Source organism: Egibacter rhizosphaerae, assembly GCF_004322855.1.
Classification (GTDB): Bacteria; Actinomycetota; Nitriliruptoria; order Euzebyales; family Egibacteraceae; genus Egibacter; species Egibacter rhizosphaerae.
In genome coordinates this window covers 1,592,727-1,609,686 of the sequence record NZ_CP036402.1, presented here as the reverse complement: position 1 = coordinate 1,609,686, position 16,960 = coordinate 1,592,727, and the positions used below count along the sequence as shown (strand labels likewise).

Here is a 16,960-nt window from a genome sequence, read left to right as displayed (position 1 = left end):
AGCGTGGGTGCGGACAGGGAAGGGACTGCGGATGCGCACCGAGGAACTCGAGTTCGTCGGCTCGGCCGGGGATCGCCTGGCCGGCGTGCTGCACGTCCCCGAGGACGCGGTCGAGGGGCCGCCCCGCGGCAGCATCGTGCTCGCGCACTGCTTCACCTGTTCGAAGGACTTGCACACCATGACCCGCCTGGCGCGTGGCTTGGCGGAAGCGGGGTACGCGGTGCTCCGGTTCGACTTCACGGGCCTCGGGGAGTCGGAGGGCGAGTTCGGCGAGACCACGGTCTCGACCAACGTGGGCGACCTCGTTCGGGCCGCGGCGGCGCTGCTGGAACGGGGATACGGGCCGTGCGGGCTCGTCGGGCACAGCCTGGGGGGTGCCGCGGCCCTGCTGGCCTCCGAGCGGCTCAAGACCGTGCGCTCCGTCGCCGTGATCGGTGCCCCCAGCACCCCCGAGCACGTTCGGCACCTGCTCAGCGACCGCGAGGACGCGATCCGCCGGAAGGGCGAGGCCGTCGTCGAGATCGCCGGCCGGCCGTTCCCGATCGCCGAGGAGTTCCTCGACGACCTCGAGGCGCATCGACAGCGCGATCACGTCCGCCACCTCGGGCGGCCGTTGCTCGTGCTGCACGCGGTCGACGACGAGGTGGTCGGCGTCGACGAGGGCGAGGCGAACTTCGCGGCGGCTCGCCAGCCGAAGTCGTTCGTGCCGCTGCTCGAGACCGATCACCTGCTGTCGAGCCACGCTTCCGCCGAGCAGGCCCTCGACAGCGTACGTGCCTGGTTCGAGCGCACACTGTGAGTCGGTGACCGAGCTCGGACCCCAGCGGGAGGTCGGCGTCGGTCCACATCCGGGGCCGTGGCCGGACGATCCGCGGCTCGACCCGGAGCTGCTGGCGCACGGCGACCGCCGCAACGTGGCCGACCGCTACCGCTACTGGACCGTCGAGGCGATCCGCGCCGACCTCGCGTCGCGGGCCCATCCGTTCCACGTCGCGATCGAGAACTGGCAGCACGACTTCAACATCGGCGCGGTCGTGCGCAACGCCAACGCCTTCGCGGCGCGTGCGGTGCACGTCGTGGGACGACGCCGCTGGAACCGCCGGGGCGCGATGAAGACCGAGGCCTACCTGGAGGTGCGTCACCATCCCGACGTGGGCGCGCTCGCGGAGTGGAGTGCTGCCGCCGGCCTCGCGGTCGTGGGAGTGGACAACGTGATCGGCGCGGTCGATCTGCGCGCGGCCGAGCTGCCGCGTGAGAGCGTTCTGCTGTTCGGCCAGGAGGGCCCGGGCCTGTCCGGGGAAGCCGTGGCCGCCTGCGAGGGTCTGGTCGCGATCCCCCAGGCGGGCTCCACTCGGTCGATCAACGCGGGAGCCGCCAGCGCCGTGGCGATGTACGAGTGGGTACGACGCCACGGCTGACCCTCACTGCCACCGGAGGGGAGCCGGGCTCGCCCGATCGGGGGCGACCCGGTGGCGCACCGCGGGGCCGCCTCTCGTCAGCGCGGAGCGACCCTCGGCCTGACGCCCCACCGTCACGATGCCGCCGGCGGGTAGGGTTTGCGCCATGGAGCACAGCCGCAGCCCCTACGACTCCCCGGCCCAGCCCTACCAGGGACTGCTCGAGGAGCGGTTCGCCGCGATCGAGCGCCAGATGGGGCAGGCGCAGCCGGTCCGCTCCCCGCATGACGGGATCGGCGGTGCACGGTACGACCGGATCGCCCAGGCGGTCCGGGAACGCACCGCGAGCCTCGTCGAGCTGTCCCACGCGATCCATGCTCAACCCGAGCTCGCCTTCGAGGAGCACGCGGCGAGCCGCTCGGTCGCACGGTGCCTCGCCGCGGAGGGTCACGACGTCGAGGTGGGCGCCTTCGGGCTGGAGACCGCCGTGCACGCTCGTGCCGGGACCGGCCGCCCGCGGGTCGCCATCCTGGCCGAGTACGACGCGCTGCCGGGCATCGGCCACGCCTGTGGCCACAACGTGATCTGTGCGACCGCGGTCGGCGCCTTCCTCGCCGCGGCCGAGTTCGTGGACGAGTTGGGCGGCTCCGTGGACCTCATCGGCTGCCCCGCCGAGGAGGGTGGCGGCGGCAAGGAGTACATCGCCCGCGCGGGTGGCTTCGACGACCTCGACTGCGCGATCATGCTGCACCCCATGGGCGTCGATCTCGCCGAGCACCCCTGGATCGGCGTACGGCAGGTCGGCGTCACGTACCACGGCCTGCCCGCGCACGCGTCCGCGATGCCGTGGCTCGGCCGCAACGCCCTCGACGCGGTCGTGCAGGCCTACCAGGGGATCGCGCAGCTGCGCCAGCACCTGCTGCCCACCGACCGGGTGCACGGGATCATCACCGAGGGCGGCCAACGTGCGAACATCGTGCCCGACCGGACCGCCGCGACGTTCTACCTGCGGTCGAGGGAGGTGCGGACGCTCGCGGAGCTCGCCGGCCGCTCGCGCGAGATCTTCGAGGCCGCGGCGCTGGCCACGGGGACCCAGCTCGAGCTCGATTGGGACCCGTGCCCCGTCTACCTTCCGGTGCGGCACAACCGGACGCTCGCGGAACGCTACGCGGTCAACGTCGGGGGTCGCGACCGCCGGGTGCTGCCCCACGGCGTCGTCCCCGCGGAGATGACCGGCTCGACCGACCTCGGCAACGTGTCGGTGCGCGTGCCCGCCATCCATCCGACGCTCGCGATCGCCCCGCCCGACGTGACGATCCACACGCCGGCCTTCCAGCGGTGGGCCGCGTCGGAGCGTGCCGACGCGGGTGTGATCGACGGCGCGATCGGCCTCGCGGCGACCGCGGCTGACGTGCTCGGCGACCCGCGGCTCCGCGAGGCGTTCTGGAAGGAGTTCGAGGAGGCCGGTGGCCGCCTCGAGCTCGAGGAGGCGCTCACGCCGGACTGATCCGCGCAGAAGGCATCCTCGTCCCGCGCGGCCGCGCGCTCGCCGGTCCGTCGGTCAGCCGGGCCCCACGACAGGGGCCGCGCCGGCCGCGCCGGCGATGAGCGCGAGCCGCAGCGGGAACTGCACGGCGCGCGCGGCCCGCAGGTCGAAGCGCGCTGTCGTCATCCGGTGCGCGGCGCTGACGCTCAGCAGGTGACCCGCGAGCACGGCGCTCCACGCGACCGTCTCGAGCAGGACGCGGTCGGGGGCCGGGAGCGAGGTGAGCCCGATCGCGACCGTCCAGCCCGCGAGCGCGGGCACCAGCGCATCCGCGAGGAACGCGCGGGGTGTGGCGGCCCGGATCACGACGCTCGCGAGCACGAACGCGGCGAGCAGGAGTAAGGCGATCGCGGGGAGCCCTTCCGGGGCGAGTCCCGCGGCGGTCGCCGCCTCGCCCCACCAGTCCGCTCGGCTCGCGGCCGCCGCGGCCAGCCCCGCGCTCCATGCGGCCAGCACGCCGCGCAGGCCCGGCCGCGGTGCCGACTGGACGATCCCGAGCAGAGGACTGCGTCCGACGAGCGTGTTACGCGCGGCGCGGTCGGGGCCGACGGGCGCGAGCCTCGCCAGCAGGCCGCTCACGACCTCGAACGCCTCGCCGCGCGCGCACCAGTCAGGGCCGCGCACCGCGACCGCCGCGGTCACGAGGAGCGCGTACCCGACCAGCCCGGCCGCGAGCCGTGCGGGGTCCAGGTCGGCGATCAGCAGCGCGGCGACTGCCAGCGTGGTCGGGATCGCCGGTCCCAAGCCCTTGGACCCGGTCGACGCGGCCGGGTCGGGATCCCGCGCGCGCAGCGGGGGCCGGAGGAGCCTCCAAGGGCTGAGCAACCGGCCGACGGGGCCGGCCAGGAGACTGGTGAGCCCGATCGCCATTACGCCGGCACGCACGAGGCCGACGGGCTCGGTGAGCCTGTCGGGCATGGCCGAGGCGACGAGGAGCGTTCCCAGTGCGACGGCCAGACCCGCGAGACCGAGCGTCCGCAGGGCACGGCGAGGGCCGGGAGCCCGAGCCCAGCGGGCCACACGAGGCGGCAGGGGGCGACGCCACAGGGCGAGGCCCGCGCGTCCACGGTGTGCCCGCGCGGTCAGCCAGCCCGCGAGGCCGACGACCGCGGCAGCGCCCACGAGGGCAAGGGTTGGTCTCACAGCGGGCCATCGATCAGCCGGGACCGGTGCCGACCCGGTACCGCGGCGCCGGGCACGCCGACGGCGAGCACGACCACGGTCGTTCGGGTCGGTCGTCGGACGGTCGCGGAGGCGGACGGGAATCGAACCCGCCAGGCCGACTCGGGTCGGCCTCGTCGGTGTTGAAGACCGCGGGGCCCACCAGGAACCCTTACGCCTCCACCCGAGAGGCTACGGCAGCCACCGGCTCCGGGCAGCGACCTGGCGTGCCGAATCGGGACGGAGCCGACGACGTCACCGGGCCGGGGACGACGACCGGCCGCTCGACGGGTAGCGTAATCGGCCAACGTCCTCCGCGATGACGCACCGGCACGTGGGAAGGATGGAGGCATGAACCAGTGGGACGGCGTGGCGAGATGGGTCAACGCGGCCCTCCTCGTGGTCGTCGGCGTGCTGGGCTTCGACACGCTGTTTCGCCTGCTCGAGGCGAACGAGGACAACGTGCTCGTCGCGCTCACGCGCGAGGTCGCGGAGTTCCTGCTGGCGCCCTTCGAGGGCATGTTCGCCGAGGACGAGTTCCTGCTGACGACGTTCGTCGCGGTGCTCGTGTACGGGCTGGTCGCCGCGATCGTGCTGACCGCGCTGCGCGCCTCGCAGGCGACCGGGCGCGCGATCGCCCGGTGGGTCCGCCGCGCGTGGGACTGGGGGAGGAGGCAGCGGCGCTCCCCGTCCGATCCGGAGGCCGAGACGCCGACCGCGATCTGGGGCGGTGCGGCCGCGGAGGGCTTCGATACCGGCCCGCCAGGTCCTGCCACCACGCTCGAGGGTCAACGGGACGGCAGCGCGAACGGTCCGCACCCGGGCGAGCCGTGGCGGCGCGGTGACGTGGGCTCGCAGGGGGACGGCGGGACCGCGGCGACGCAGGAGGGTCCCGACGCCAAGCACTCGTCCTCGTAGGGTCCTCGGCAGCTCGTGGGCCGACGCGTCTAGCCTTGGAGACATGAGCAAGCTGCTGAGATGGCTCGATGACCTGCCGGCCCTGCGGGACCCGGTGCTGCTGGTGGCCCTGGACGGCTTCGTCGACGCGGGCGACGTGGGCGAGCACGCGTCCACGTTCCTGCGTCACCGCTGGCAGGCCGAAGCGGTCGCGGAACTCGACGGTGACGAGCTCATCGACTTCCGCGCGCGACGTCCGACGGTGGTGGTCGACAGCGGCCAGGTCCGCCGGGTGGAGTGGCCCCGGATCCGGCTGCACGCCGCACAGCTCGACGGCCCCCGGGACGTGCTGCTGCTCACCGGGCCGGAGCCCGACATGCGCTGGCACGCGTTCGTCGACGCGGTCGCGAGCCTCTGTGCCCAGGTCGACGTGAGCCGGGTGGTCACGCTGTCGGCGTATCCCGCTGCGGCGCCGCACACGCGTCCGATCGAGATCGTGCAGGCCAGCAACGCGGTCGACGATGGGCCGGTGGAGGGGGCGCGGCCGGTCTCGGGGTACACCGGCCCGATCGGTGCGGCCACCGCGCTGCAGGCCGACCTGGCGGAGCAGAACATCGGCGTGCTGGGATTCTGGGCAGAGGTGCCGCACTACATCTCCGCGAGCCCGAATCCGCCCGGAGCGCTCGCGATGGTGCGCATCGTCGCCGACCTGCTGGGCACCGAGGTCGACACCGAGGAGCTCGAAGCCGCGGCGAAGCTCCATCGCGAGCAGGTCGACGAGGCCGTGAGCCAGCACGACGAGGCGGCCGAGCTCGTGGAGAACCTCGAGGAGTTGCAGGATTCGGACGACGCCGACACCGACATCCCGTCCGGTGAGGACATCGCCGACGAGATCGAACGGTTCCTGCGCTCGCAGGAGTAACGTCTGGCGGCCTCCTTGGCTCAGACGTTCATGCGAATGCGGCAACGTGTCATCGTAAGATGCTGCCGACTCCGCGTAAGGGGCGGGCAGGAGATGGGACCGCTGACAAGAGGTTCGGGTGGGCGCAATGCGGAGGATCGGGACCCGTTGCGCTAGCCCCCGAGTGCGTCAGCGTCTCGGCGCTGTCAGACCATTCCTCCTCGTCCAGCACTCTGAGATTCTCGACCTCGAGATAGCTCACCGGCATTCCGTCGGCCGTCTCGCGGTACTCAAGGATGATCCCGCTCCCTTCGTGGGCGACCTGCTCGACCTCGAAGTCGATCGCACCATCGCTGTCGCCGCAATAGGCCGACTGCTCGTGGCGGCAGTCGATGATGCTCGCCTCCGCGGAGGAGACCAGTTCGTCCTTGCTGATGTCGAGGCGTTCGGCGACTGCCTCCTGTGCCTCGACCGCCTCGTCGGGGGCGGCGCGAACGCTGTCGAGATCTGCGGGGCGCAGGTACGGATTGGGAGCGATACGTTCCTCGGGCGGATGGTCGCGCGTCATCTGCCACCCTTCGGCGCAACTCCGGATCGACGTGCGTAGCGCGTCAGGGGTCCGCTGCGTGCAGGAGACCAACCCGCCGTCTCGGTCGTAGCGGGCGTCGAACCAGTCGTTCCAGGCGGCGGCCCGGAACACGTGGGTTACGCTTTCCACTCGCCCTTCCGTGCCCGGCTGCACCGTGCCACCGAGTATGTACTCAATCTCCACTGGCCAGTTCGAATCGACGGGCCCCAGCGCTTCCGCGGCTGCGCTGTCGGCTGTCGACGTGGAACCTTCCTCGCCGGGCGAGAGAAGGGCGGTGTCCGCCCCCTCGGATGGCAGGCAACCTTGCAACAGGCCTACGGTGCCACAAAGGAGAAGTACCCGAAGGATCATCGGTCGCACTGCCTTGCCTGCGTTCGGGGTCGGACTCCATGGATCATGCGAACGTAGCCACGCGCCATGGGACACCATCGATGCGACCACGATTGTCAATGGGCACGCCTAGTCCGTGCGCAGTTCCTTCTTGAGCAGCTTGCCGCTGGCGCTGCGGGGCAGTTCGTCGACGAGCACGAGCGATTTGGGGATCTTGTAGCGCGCGAGGCGCTGCTCGAGGAAGCCGCGCATCTCCTCCTCGGTGAGGTGCTGCCCATGGTGGGGAACCACGAACGCGCGGCCGGTCTCGCCCCACCGCTCGTCGGGGACGCCGATCACCGCGCAGTCGGCGACCGCTGCATGCTCGTGCAGGGCGTTCTCGATCTCGGCGGGATAGATGTTCTCCCCTCCCGAGATGAACATGTCCTTCACGCGATCGACGATGTAGAGGTAGCCGTCCTCGTCGCGCTCCGCCAAGTCGCCCGAGTGGAACCAGCCGTCGTCGGACATGACGGCCGCGGTGGCGTCGGGCTTGCCCCAGTAGCCGCGCATCACGTTCGGACCGCGGACCACGACCTCGCCCGGACGTCCCTCGGGCACGGAGCAACCGTTGTCATCCACGACGTCGACGTCGCTGAAGAAGCACGGCGCTCCGGCGGAGCCGACCTTGGAGAGGCTGTCCTTGGCCCGCAGGAACGAGACGCCCGGTGCCGCCTCCGTCATCCCGTAGCCCTGCATGAAGGTCATGCCGCGGGCCTGGTAGGTGCGGATCAGGTCCTCGGGGACGGGGGCGCCGCCGGCCTCCACCGCTCGGATCGATGACAGGTCCGCGGACTCCCACTTCGGGGACTGGGCCAGCGCCTGAAACATCGCGGGTACCCCGAACATCCACGAGATCCGGTGTCGTTCGATCAGCTCGAGGGTCTCGTCCGGATCGAACGCGGACACGAGCACGCTGGTGCCGCCCTTGACGAACGTCGGCAGGAAGGTCTGGTTCAGCGCGGCGGTGTGGAACAGCGGAGCGCTGACCAGGGTGACCTCGTCCTGGGAGACGTCGACGTCGATGAGCACGTTGAAGCAGTTCCAGGTGAGGTTGGCGTGGGTGAGGGCCACCCCTTTGGGCTCGCCGGTCGTGCCGGACGTGTACATGAGCATGGCGAGGTCGTCGAGGACCACCGGCACGTCGGGGGCATCGCCGGGGGAGGACTGCGCGATCAGCGGTTCCAGCGCCTCCATCGAGGCGGCCGGCCGGTCACCCACGACGAACCGATGCCGCACCGGCGCCCCGGCCAGGGCGTCCTCGGCCGTGCCCGCGAGGTCCGGCGCCACCACGAGGACGTCCGGCTCGGCGTCGCGCAGGATCGTCCCCAGCTCGGCCGCGGCCAACCGGGAGTTGAGGGGCACGAACACCGCCCCCAGCTGCCCGGCGGCGAACATCGTCTCGACGAACGCGGGGTGGTTGGGTCCCAGGTAGGCGACCCGGGTCCCTCGTGCGACACCGACGCGGTGCAGGCCCCCCGCGAGCCGGGAGACCCGCTCCCGGACCTCGCCGTACGACCAGTGGCGGTCGTCGTGGATCAGGGCGGTGTCCTCCGCGGAGATCCGCGCTCGGCGGTGCGGCCACGATCCCAGCCCTTCGTTGCGCATCGCCCCTCCTCGGGTGCGTCGTATGTCGGTCGTCGCTGCGGGGTCAGCTCGCGACGAGCCCGAGTGCCCGGACCGCGTTCTCCTTCAGTATGAGCGGACGGACCTCGTCCTTGAGCTCCAACTGCTCGAAGTCCGCCAGCCACCGGTCGGGGGTGATCACCGGGTAGTCCGAGCCGAACAGCACCTTGTGCTTGAGCAACGAGTTCGCCTGGCGGACCAACTGCGGGGGGAAGTACTTCGGCGACCAGCCGGAGAGGTCGATGAAGACGTTCGGCTTGTGCATGGCCACGGCCAGGGCCTCGTCCTGCCACGGGACCGAGGGGTGCGCGCAGATCATCGTGAGCGCAGGGAAGTCCACCGCCAGTTCGTCGAGCTCCATCGGGTTCGAGTACTTCAGGCGGATGCCGCCGCCGGCCGGCAGCCCCGCGCCGATCCCGGTCTGGCCGGAGTGGAAGAGCGCGGGCACGCCGAGGTCCTCGATGGCCTCGTACAGCGGATAGAACGCCCGATCGGTCGGCCAGAAGCCCTGCAGGGAGGGATGAAACTTGAAACCACGGACCCCGTGGTCGCGCACCAGCCGTCGGGCGGCGTGCACCGCGGCCCGGCCCCGGTGGGGATCGAGGCTCGCGAACGGGATGAGCACGTCGCTGTGGCGCGCGCACCCCTCGGCCACCTCCTCGTTGCGGATCGGTGGGTGCCCGGTGGCGGCCTCCGCGTCGACGGTGAACACGACCGCCGCGATCCGGCGCTCCCGGTAGTACCCGGCGATCTCGTCGACGGTGGGCTGGGGCACGCCGGCCTTGAAGAACTTGGCCTTGCCCGCCTCCAGCTCCTCCGGCAGCGACGGGTGTCCGTCGGCCGAGAGCTCGGCATGGGTGTGCACGTCGATCGCCTGGAGCGCGTCGAGGTCGAGCGTCATCGCGGCCTCCCGTGGGTCGGTCCCTTCGCCGCCGTCATCACGGGAACCGGCGTTCCAGGAACCGGGCCACGCACGCGGGCTTGTCCGCGCCGTCCACCTCGACCGTGACCGTGTAGGCCGTCTGGACCCCGCCGCCGACGTCCGACACCTCGTCGACGGTCACTCCCGCGCGCACCTTGCTGCCGACCGGCACGGGCGACGGGAAGCGCACCTTGTCGAGCCCGTAGTTCACGCCGAAGCTGAAGCCGCGCACATCCAGCACCTGCGGGAGCACCGTCGGGATCATCGACAGCGTGAGGAACCCGTGCGCGATCGTGCCGCCGAACGGTCCGTCGGCAGCCCGCTCCGGGTCGACGTGGATCCACTGGTGGTCGCCGGTCGCGTCGGCGAACCGGTCGACCTGCTCCTGGGTCACCTCGATCCAGTCGGTGTAGCCCACGTGGGTCCCGGCGAGGGCTCGGAGCCCCTCCGCGCCCTCGACGATGGTCGGTTCGGTCATCGGGGTGCCTCCTTGCCAACGGGTTCGGTTCCGGTGGTCGCGCGACACGGGGTCGGGTCGCGCGACGTGCTGACGAGGCGTCGCGCCTGCATCAACGCATGAGTTCGGGGAGTCGGGTCGCGAGCTCCGGGAACGCGATCACGAGCGCGATCGCGAGGCAGAGGGTGAACCAGAACGGGGTGAGGCCCCGGAACACGTCGCCCAGTGGGATCCTCGTGAGCCCGGACACCACGAACGTGAGCAGGCCGATCGGTGGGGTGAGCAGCCCGGTCAGGAGCATCATGATCGTCAGGACGCCGAACCAGACCCCGTCGTAGCCGAGGTCGATGATGACCGGGTACATCATCGGGGTCATGATCACGAGGATCGCGAGCTCGTCCATCACCGCGCCGAGCGCGAAGTAGACGAGGAAGATGAGCGCGACGATCAGCCACGGCGTGAGGTCGATCTCGGTGACCGTGCGGCCGAGCCACATCGGGATCCGGGTCACGGCGAGGAAGAAGCCGAACATCTGCCCCGCGATCATGAGCAGGAAGATCTGGGCCGAGACCTTGATGGTCTCGTTGACGGCGGTGGCGAGGCGGCCGCGGTCGAGTCGCCGGGTCACCAGGCCGTAGGCCAGCGCGAGGAAGGCGCCCGCGGCGCCCGACTCGGTCGGTGTGAAGATCCCGAAGTAGAGCCCGCCCATGCTGATCGCGAAGATCGTCGGGGCCGCCCACACGAGCTTGACCGCCTGCCCGATCGCGAGGTCGGGACGCTCGCGGGCGGTGGGCGCCAGGGCCGGCCGCCAGCGCACCAACGCGTAGGCGGTGAGCATCAACAGGAGCGCGGTCATGACGCCCGGGACGAACCCCGCGACCAGCACCTGGCCGATCGGCTCCTGGGTCAGGACGCCGTACAGCACGAGCAGGGCGCTCGGGGGAATCAGCGCACCGAGGGTGCCGCCGACCGCCGCCGAGGCCGCGGACATGCCGTCGTCGTACCCGTACCGCTGCATCTCGGGCACGGCGACGCGGGACATCGTGGACGCGGACGCGACGCTCGAGCCGCTCACCGACGCGAACGCCGTCGAGGCCCCGATCGTCGCGACGGCCAATCCGCCACGCATCCGCCAGAGCACGCGATCGAGCGAGCGGTACACGTCGGAGCCGAGTCCCGCGCTCGAGAGCAGCATCCCCATGAGGATGAAGAACGGGATCACCGAGAGGCTGTAGACCGAGGCGCCGCGGAACGCGTCCGAGCCGAGCCGCCCGAGCGCAGGGTCGAGACCGACGATGTAGCCGTAGCCGGCGATGGCGACACCGATCATCGCGAGCGCCACGGGGACCCGGAGCGCGATGAGCACCAGCATCGCCACGAAGCCGAGCAGGCCGACCAGCTCGGGATCCAACTCAGCGCCGCTTCACGAGCGCCGCCAGTGCGACGTAGGCGTTGAGCAGCAGCGCGAGCACGAAGGCGGTGCTGCCGACCACGCCGACGAGCGCGACGGGGTAGAGGGGGAGTCCCCAGGAGGCCGTGGCGTAGCCGCCCGCATCCAGGTCGCCGGCGAACACGAACAGCCGCCACGTGAGCAGGCCCATGATGCCCGCGCCCAGGAGGCCGGCCAGTCCCCGCAGCAATAGCTGACCCCGGGTGCCGAGGCGGCCGAAGAGCAGGTCGACCGCGATGTGCGAGTCCTGGTTCTCGACTCGCGCGAGCCCGAGGTAGACCAGGATCACGACCGCGAGCTCGGTGAGCTCCACCGTGCCCCGCAAGGGCATGGAGAACAGCGAGCGCCCCAGGATGTCGACGACGGTCCAGAGCAGCAGACCGACCATCGTCACCCCGGCGAGCGCGTGGAGCGCCCGATCCACGTGGCGCAGACCGCGTGCCAGGCGTCCGCCGTGGACGTCCTGGAGCCGTTCCATCGCCGGGCCGACCTCGGGGCCGTCCTCGGGGGGAGGACGGCCCTGCGCGGTAGCGTCGTCACCCATCCCGGTGCTGTCCGCCTCCCGTTGCTCGCTGGACCCGACTCACTCCCCTCGACCCGTGAGCTCGAACACGCGGTCGGCCATCTCGGTCCCGGGGACTCCCTCCTCCTCGCGTTCCTCGATCCACGACTGGAACACCGGATCCACGGCCTCGAACCAGCGGTCGAACTCGTCGTCGGACAGCTCGACCGCCTCGACGTCGTGCTCGGGCCAGTACTCCTCCTCGACCTCGGCGGCGGCCGCCGCGTGCGCCTCGGCGAGCTCGAGCGCGAGGTCGTTGCCGGTGAGATCGGCGATGGCGTCCTGCTGCGCGGGTGACAGCTGCTCCCACGCGGCGGGGCTCATCACCAGGACGAAGGCTCCGGTGTAGCAGTTGCACTCGGTGCGGTAGTCGGTCGTGTCGCCGAGGTCGAACACCCGTGTCGCGGAGTTCGCCAGCTTGTAGCCGTCGATCACCCCGCGCTCGATCGAGTCGTAGATCTCGGGCCCCGGCATGCCGGTGGCCGAGGCGCCCATCTCCTCCAGCGCGTCTGTCTGGAGGGGGGCGGGGCTGCGGACCGTCAGGCCCTCCACGTCCTCGAGCGTCTCGACCGGTTCGTCGCGGGTGAAGAGGTCACCCGTGTCCATCGCCCAGAGCGCCAGCACCTCGGTGTCGTCGTACTCGTCGCGGAAGGCGTCGAACTCGTCCCACAGCTCGTGAGCGACCTCGGTGCCCTGGACCGCGTCCTCGAACACGAACGGCGCCTCGATGATCTGCGTGATGGGGAAGCGTCCCGGCGTGTAGCCGGGCATGGTCCATCCGATGTCCTGGGCGCCGGCCACCACGTTCTCGTAGATCGCGTCACCGCCCGCCAGCGCCCCACCGGCGTGGATCTCGACGTCGACGGTCCCGTCCGTCGCCTCGCGGACGTCCTCGACCCAGGGCTCCCAAACGTTCACCTGGATCGGGTCGGTCGGTGGGAACGGGTGACCGAAGGTCAGCGTCACCTCGTCGCCGAAGTCGACGTCGTCGGCCTCGTCGGCCTCGTCGGCTTCGTGGTCGGCTTCGTCGTCGGCTTCGGCGTCTTCGTGGTCGGCTTCGTCTTCGTCGTCGGCTTCGTCAGCCTCGTCGTCATCGTCGGCCGCCTCGTCGGGTTCGGCCTCCGCTTCGTCCTCGGGCTCGTCGTCGGTCGTCTCCTCGGCGTCCTCGCACGCCACCAACAGCAGCGCGAGCACGCTCGCGGCGATGAGGCCTCTCGCGAACCGGCTCATGATGCGTGTCATGGAGCTCCCTTCAAAGGACCGTGGTCTCGACCGCGACCACCCTCAACTCGTGGCCGAGTCCTGCACCCGCGAACGATTCTGCGGGAACACATTAGATGGTCACCACGTTTCGCGTGTCAAGAGATTGTCGTGCTTTGGCCGGCCCAGCGACCGGCGCGCGCACTAGCCCGCCGGGTGCGAGAGTCGGCGGAACAGGCGCTCGGTCTGCTCGGCCGCGCCGGTGCCCCGGTACTCCGCGCCGCCGTTCACCGTCGTGATGTCGCCCCAGTGGTCGGCGACCTCGTCGGGCGTGGGCACGCGGTCGAACTGGACGCCGTCCCCCTGGGCGACCGCGACGCGTGCCACGTGCCCGCCGCCGGCGGCGACGATCGCGCCCGTCTCGCGACAGGCGTCCGAGAGGAGGTAGGCGACGACGGGCGACACGTACTCGGGGGCGAGCAGCTCCTGCTGCTCCTCCGACAGGATCGTCTCGGTCATGCGCGAGGTCGCGATCGGCGAGACGGCGTTCACGCGGATGCCGTAGCGGGCGCCCTCGATGGCGAGGGTGCGCGTCAACCCGACGATCCCCATCTTCGCCGCGCTGTAGTTGGCCTGCCCGAAGTTGCCGAAGAGGCCCGCTCCCGAGGTGGTGTTCACGATCGCGCCGGACGCCTGCTCCCGAAGGTGCGGCCACGCCGCGCTGGTCACGTTGAACGTCCCCCGCAGGTGCACGTCCAGGACGGCGTCGAACTCCTCGCGCGTCATCTTCGCGAACGACCGGTCACGCAGGATCCCGGCGTTGTTGACGATGCCGTCGAGGCGTCCGAACCGATCCAGTGCGCGCTGCACGAGCGCCACGGCGTCCTGCTCGCTCGCGACCGAGCCGTTGTCGGCCTCCGCCTCGCCGCCCGCGTCGGTGATCTCCGCGGCGACCGCCTCCGCCGCACTGGGGTCCTGACCTTGTCCAGCGAGGTCGCCGCCGAGATCGTTGACGAGGACGCGCGCGCCGCGCTCGGCGAGCAGCAGGGCGTGACTGCGGCCCAAGCCACCGCCGGCGCCGGTCACGAGAATGGCGCGCCCCTCCAGGTCGGTATCACTCATCGTCGCTCCTGTCACTGTGTGCGGCCCGCACCGGTTCCACGGCCACGGCGAGCGGATAGTATGCGAAGTCGACACGGTCGAAAGCAATATGTAACACATTGCGACGGGTCGCCAGTGGCGGGGTCTGTCCCGGGCGCGGCTTGACCCGCCCGCCCGCAGGTGCTGTGCTCGGGTCGCCGGTCCGGATCGGCTCGTGCACCATGCGGCCAACGCGGACCGTGCTGAGCGTCCGCTCGGGAGGAGGATGTCGGTGTCGGTCGGGACGGATGCAGCTCCGCAACCGAGGGTGCGCGCTCGGTCGCAGCGGCTGCTGGTCACGCTGCTGGGGGAGTACTGGAGCGAACCGGGAACCCCGATCCCGTCGGCCACCCTCGTGTCGCTGCTGGGGGAGTTCGGGATCGCGCCCGCCAACGCTCGCGCCGCACTGGCCCGCCTCGCCCGGCGCGGTCTGCTGGAGCGCTCACGCAACGGCCGGCGCACCTACTACGACCTCACGCCCGAGGCCGTGGCCGTGCTCGAGCGGGGGGCGCAGCGCATCTTCGGTCTCGGGCGCCGCGGCGCGTCGTGGGACGGGCGCTGGACCGTGGTGATCTTCTCCGTGCCCGACGCGGAGCGGGACCTGCGTCACCTGGTGCGCAGCCGTCTGCGGTGGTTGACCTTCTCGCCCCTGTACGACGCCGTGTGGGTCTCGCCCCACGCCGACCCGGACGACGTGCTGCACCTGCTCGACCAGCTGGGGCTCACGGATGTGCTGGTGATGCGCACCAGCGACGTCTCGTTCCGGGAAGGCAGCAGCCAGCGCCTCGAGCAGGCCTGGGACCTCGCCGCGCTCGCCGAGCGGTACGAGACGTTCCTGTCGCGGTTCCGCCCCCTGGTCGAGCGGGCGGGGCGGGACCGGATCGACGCCGCGGAGGCGTTGGTCGGTCGCACCGAGATGGTCGACGAATGGCGCGGCATCGCCCGCGACGACCCGGATCTGCCCGCGCAGTTCCTGCCCGAGCACTTCCCGCGGGCGGAGGCTAACGAGGTGTTCATGCAGGCGTACGAGGCGTTGAAGGCGCCCGCGCGCGAACGCTTCGAGGAGCTCGTAGCCGGTTCGGCCGACGAGTCCGGTTCGGCCTCCACCGCCTCCGCCTAGGTCGTGGCAGCCAGCCCAGGGCGCGGTCCGGAGTCGCCGGCAGTGGCCCGAGCGGGGAACGCTGCGGGTTTCGGTGCGGTTGCAGCCCGCCTGACCGTTCGCGAGCGGGGCTCAGCCCGCCTCCTCTGCGGGGGAGGTCGGGGGCGTGGACGGGGTGTCGCGAACGTTGGCCAGGCGCACCTTGGCGTGAGCGACGAGTCCCACCTGCGCCTCGGTGATCGCCACCTGCCAGAGCTGGAGCCGGCGACCGCGCTGCAAGGGGGTGGCTTCGGCGCGCAACGATCCCTCGCGGACGGCACGAATGAAATCGGTGTGGTTGCTCACGCCGACCGCGATGCCGTTGCCGGCCAGCCAGGCGAGGCCGCCACTGCTCGCGCAGGCCTCCGCCAGCGCGCTGTACACGCCCCCGTGGACGATGCCCCCCGGCTGGTGCAGCTTCGTGGTGACCTCGAGTTCGCACACCGCGCGATCGGGATCGGCGCTGACGTACCGGGTGCCCATGAGGACGTCGAACGGGCTCTCCACGGGGACTCCTTCGGGGTCGGGGATCGGTCGGGCGCAGGTGGCGGCGGGAAGTCTGCAGCACCACGACGCGTTCTGTCGCGTGGGCGATGATGCTGCCGGTCCGCGTAGGCTCGGAGCCCGCGAGGTTCTCGAAGGACGAGCGAACGGAGGAACGCGCGAGATGGCCGAGACCGTGATCACCACCACGACCGCCGAGACGTTCGATGCCGACGTCGTCGAGCGCAGCCGGGAGCGGGCCGTGGTCGTCGACTTCTGGGCCGATTGGTGCGGTCCGTGCCACCAGCTCGCCCCGATACTGGAACGCGTGGCCGGACGGTTCACCGGCGACGTCGAGGTCAGGAAGCTCGACGTCGACGCCGCCCCGGCCGTGGCCCGCCGGTACCGGGTCCAGGGCATCCCGGCGCTCAAGGCGTTCCGGGACGGGCGTGTCGTGGCGGAGCTCACGGGCGTGCAGACCGAGCGGGCGCTGGAGGACCTGTTCACGAAGCTCGCGCCGTCACCCGCGGACCGACTCACCGCCGCCGCCGAGGAGGCCTCCGAAGCGGAGGCCGAGTCGCTGCTGCGCGAGGCACTGGCGCACGAGCCGGGCCACGCCGGGGCGACGGTCGCCCTCGCGCAGCGCCTGGCCGACCGCCGCGAGATCGACGAGGCCGAGCAGCTCCTCGCGGCGGCGCCGCAGGACGACCGGGCTCGCGAGCTGGCCTCGCGGCTCGCGCTCTCCCGCGCCGGCGGCGGTGACCTGGACGCGCTGCGGGAGCGCGCGGCGACCGATGCCTCGGCCCGGGTCGAGCTGGGACGTGCGCTCGCGGGGCAGGAGCGCTACGAGGAAGCGCTCGACGAGCTGTTGTCCGCAGTGAGCGACCGCTCGGTTCGCGAGGACGCCCGCGCCGCGATCCTCGAGGTCTTCGCCGCGCTCGGCGACGGCCACGATCTCGTCGCACGAACTCGGCCGCGGCTCGCGAACGCGCTCTACGCGTAGCGCACCGTGGCCCCGTGACGCCCTTGCCCCGTGGGTAGGCTGCGAGGACGGACAGGCCAAGGCGGCTGGCCGATGCCGGGAGGCCGGCCGGCGCTGCCCCAGGGCACCGCGAGGACTTG

The 16,960-nt window shown here is 71.6% G+C and carries 17 protein-coding genes and 1 tRNA gene; 7 read left to right on the top strand and 11 right to left on the bottom strand.

The features are described 5' to 3' along the window. Positions 1-31: 31 nt before the first annotated feature. From ER308_RS07490 to ER308_RS07480, 3 genes are all read left to right on the top strand, one after another. Positions 32-799, top strand: a complete 768-nt coding sequence (locus tag ER308_RS07490; protein ID WP_131154406.1) for an alpha/beta hydrolase family protein — start codon at positions 32-34, stop codon at positions 797-799. Between the two features lie 4 nt (positions 800-803). Then, entirely contained in the window at positions 804-1,418 is a 615-nt protein-coding gene (locus tag ER308_RS07485) for a TrmH family RNA methyltransferase (protein ID WP_131154405.1), read from the top strand. 145 nt (positions 1,419-1,563) lie between these two features. Further along, positions 1,564-2,904, top strand: a complete 1,341-nt coding sequence (locus ER308_RS07480; RefSeq protein WP_131154404.1) for a M20 family metallopeptidase — start codon at positions 1,564-1,566, stop codon at positions 2,902-2,904. Positions 2,905-2,958: 54 nt separating this feature from the next. Here ER308_RS07480 and ER308_RS07475 read toward each other — a convergent pair whose 3' ends face one another. After that, positions 2,959-4,065, bottom strand: coding sequence for a hypothetical protein (locus ER308_RS07475; protein ID WP_131154403.1), 1,107 nt, complete (start codon positions 4,063-4,065; stop codon positions 2,959-2,961). A 127-nt stretch (positions 4,066-4,192) separates the two neighbouring features. Next, a tRNA-Sec gene (locus ER308_RS21455) sits at positions 4,193-4,286 on the bottom strand. Positions 4,287-4,455: 169 nt separating this feature from the next. Between ER308_RS21455 and ER308_RS07470 the strand changes: the two genes are divergently transcribed. Continuing rightward, positions 4,456-5,022, top strand: a complete 567-nt coding sequence (locus tag ER308_RS07470) for a hypothetical protein (protein WP_131154402.1) — start codon at positions 4,456-4,458, stop codon at positions 5,020-5,022. Between the two features lie 43 nt (positions 5,023-5,065). Continuing rightward, entirely contained in the window at positions 5,066-5,923 is an 858-nt protein-coding gene (locus ER308_RS07465; RefSeq protein ID WP_131154401.1) for a PAC2 family protein, read from the top strand. A gap of 49 nt (positions 5,924-5,972) precedes the next feature. Here ER308_RS07465 and ER308_RS07460 read toward each other — a convergent pair whose 3' ends face one another. The 8 genes from ER308_RS07460 to ER308_RS07425 all read right to left on the bottom strand — a co-directional run bounded on the left by ER308_RS07460 (position 5,973) and on the right by ER308_RS07425 (position 14,199). Continuing rightward, entirely contained in the window at positions 5,973-6,941 is a 969-nt protein-coding gene (locus ER308_RS07460) for a hypothetical protein (protein ID WP_131154400.1), read from the bottom strand. Positions 6,942-6,950: 9 nt separating this feature from the next. Further along, complete coding sequence (locus tag ER308_RS07455) at positions 6,951-8,468, bottom strand: acyl-CoA synthetase (protein ID WP_131154399.1); 1,518 nt, start codon at positions 8,466-8,468, stop codon at positions 6,951-6,953. Positions 8,469-8,511: 43 nt separating this feature from the next. Beyond that, on the bottom strand, positions 8,512-9,387 hold the full coding sequence (locus ER308_RS07450) for an amidohydrolase family protein (protein WP_131154398.1): 876 nt from the start codon (positions 9,385-9,387) through the stop codon (positions 8,512-8,514). A gap of 37 nt (positions 9,388-9,424) precedes the next feature. Further along, entirely contained in the window at positions 9,425-9,886 is a 462-nt protein-coding gene (locus ER308_RS07445; protein ID WP_131154397.1) for a MaoC family dehydratase, read from the bottom strand. A gap of 91 nt (positions 9,887-9,977) precedes the next feature. Next, entirely contained in the window at positions 9,978-11,276 is a 1,299-nt protein-coding gene (locus ER308_RS07440) for a TRAP transporter large permease (RefSeq protein WP_131154396.1), read from the bottom strand. Between the two features lies 1 nt (position 11,277). Next, positions 11,278-11,859 (bottom strand): TRAP transporter small permease, encoded by a 582-nt coding sequence (locus ER308_RS07435; RefSeq protein ID WP_131154395.1) that lies wholly within the window; start codon positions 11,857-11,859, stop codon positions 11,278-11,280. Between the two features lie 39 nt (positions 11,860-11,898). Next, positions 11,899-13,119 (bottom strand): TRAP transporter substrate-binding protein, encoded by a 1,221-nt coding sequence (locus ER308_RS07430; RefSeq protein WP_131154394.1) that lies wholly within the window; start codon positions 13,117-13,119, stop codon positions 11,899-11,901. A 162-nt stretch (positions 13,120-13,281) separates the two neighbouring features. Continuing rightward, positions 13,282-14,199: an SDR family oxidoreductase gene (locus tag ER308_RS07425; RefSeq protein ID WP_131154393.1), complete on the bottom strand. Its 918-nt coding sequence runs from the start codon at positions 14,197-14,199 to the stop codon at positions 13,282-13,284. A gap of 286 nt (positions 14,200-14,485) precedes the next feature. Between ER308_RS07425 and ER308_RS07420 the strand changes: the two genes are divergently transcribed. Continuing rightward, positions 14,486-15,337: a PaaX family transcriptional regulator gene (locus ER308_RS07420; RefSeq protein WP_165491889.1), complete on the top strand. Its 852-nt coding sequence runs from the start codon at positions 14,486-14,488 to the stop codon at positions 15,335-15,337. A 111-nt stretch (positions 15,338-15,448) separates the two neighbouring features. Here the strand turns inward: ER308_RS07420 and ER308_RS07415 are convergent, their stop codons facing one another. Continuing rightward, positions 15,449-15,862 (bottom strand): PaaI family thioesterase, encoded by a 414-nt coding sequence (locus tag ER308_RS07415; protein WP_205745950.1) that lies wholly within the window; start codon positions 15,860-15,862, stop codon positions 15,449-15,451. Between the two features lie 160 nt (positions 15,863-16,022). Between ER308_RS07415 and ER308_RS07410 the strand changes: the two genes are divergently transcribed. Further along, a complete protein-coding gene (locus tag ER308_RS07410) occupies positions 16,023-16,841 on the top strand; it encodes a tetratricopeptide repeat protein (protein WP_165491888.1) in 819 nt (272 codons plus the stop codon). Positions 16,842-16,960: the final 119 nt, after the last annotated feature.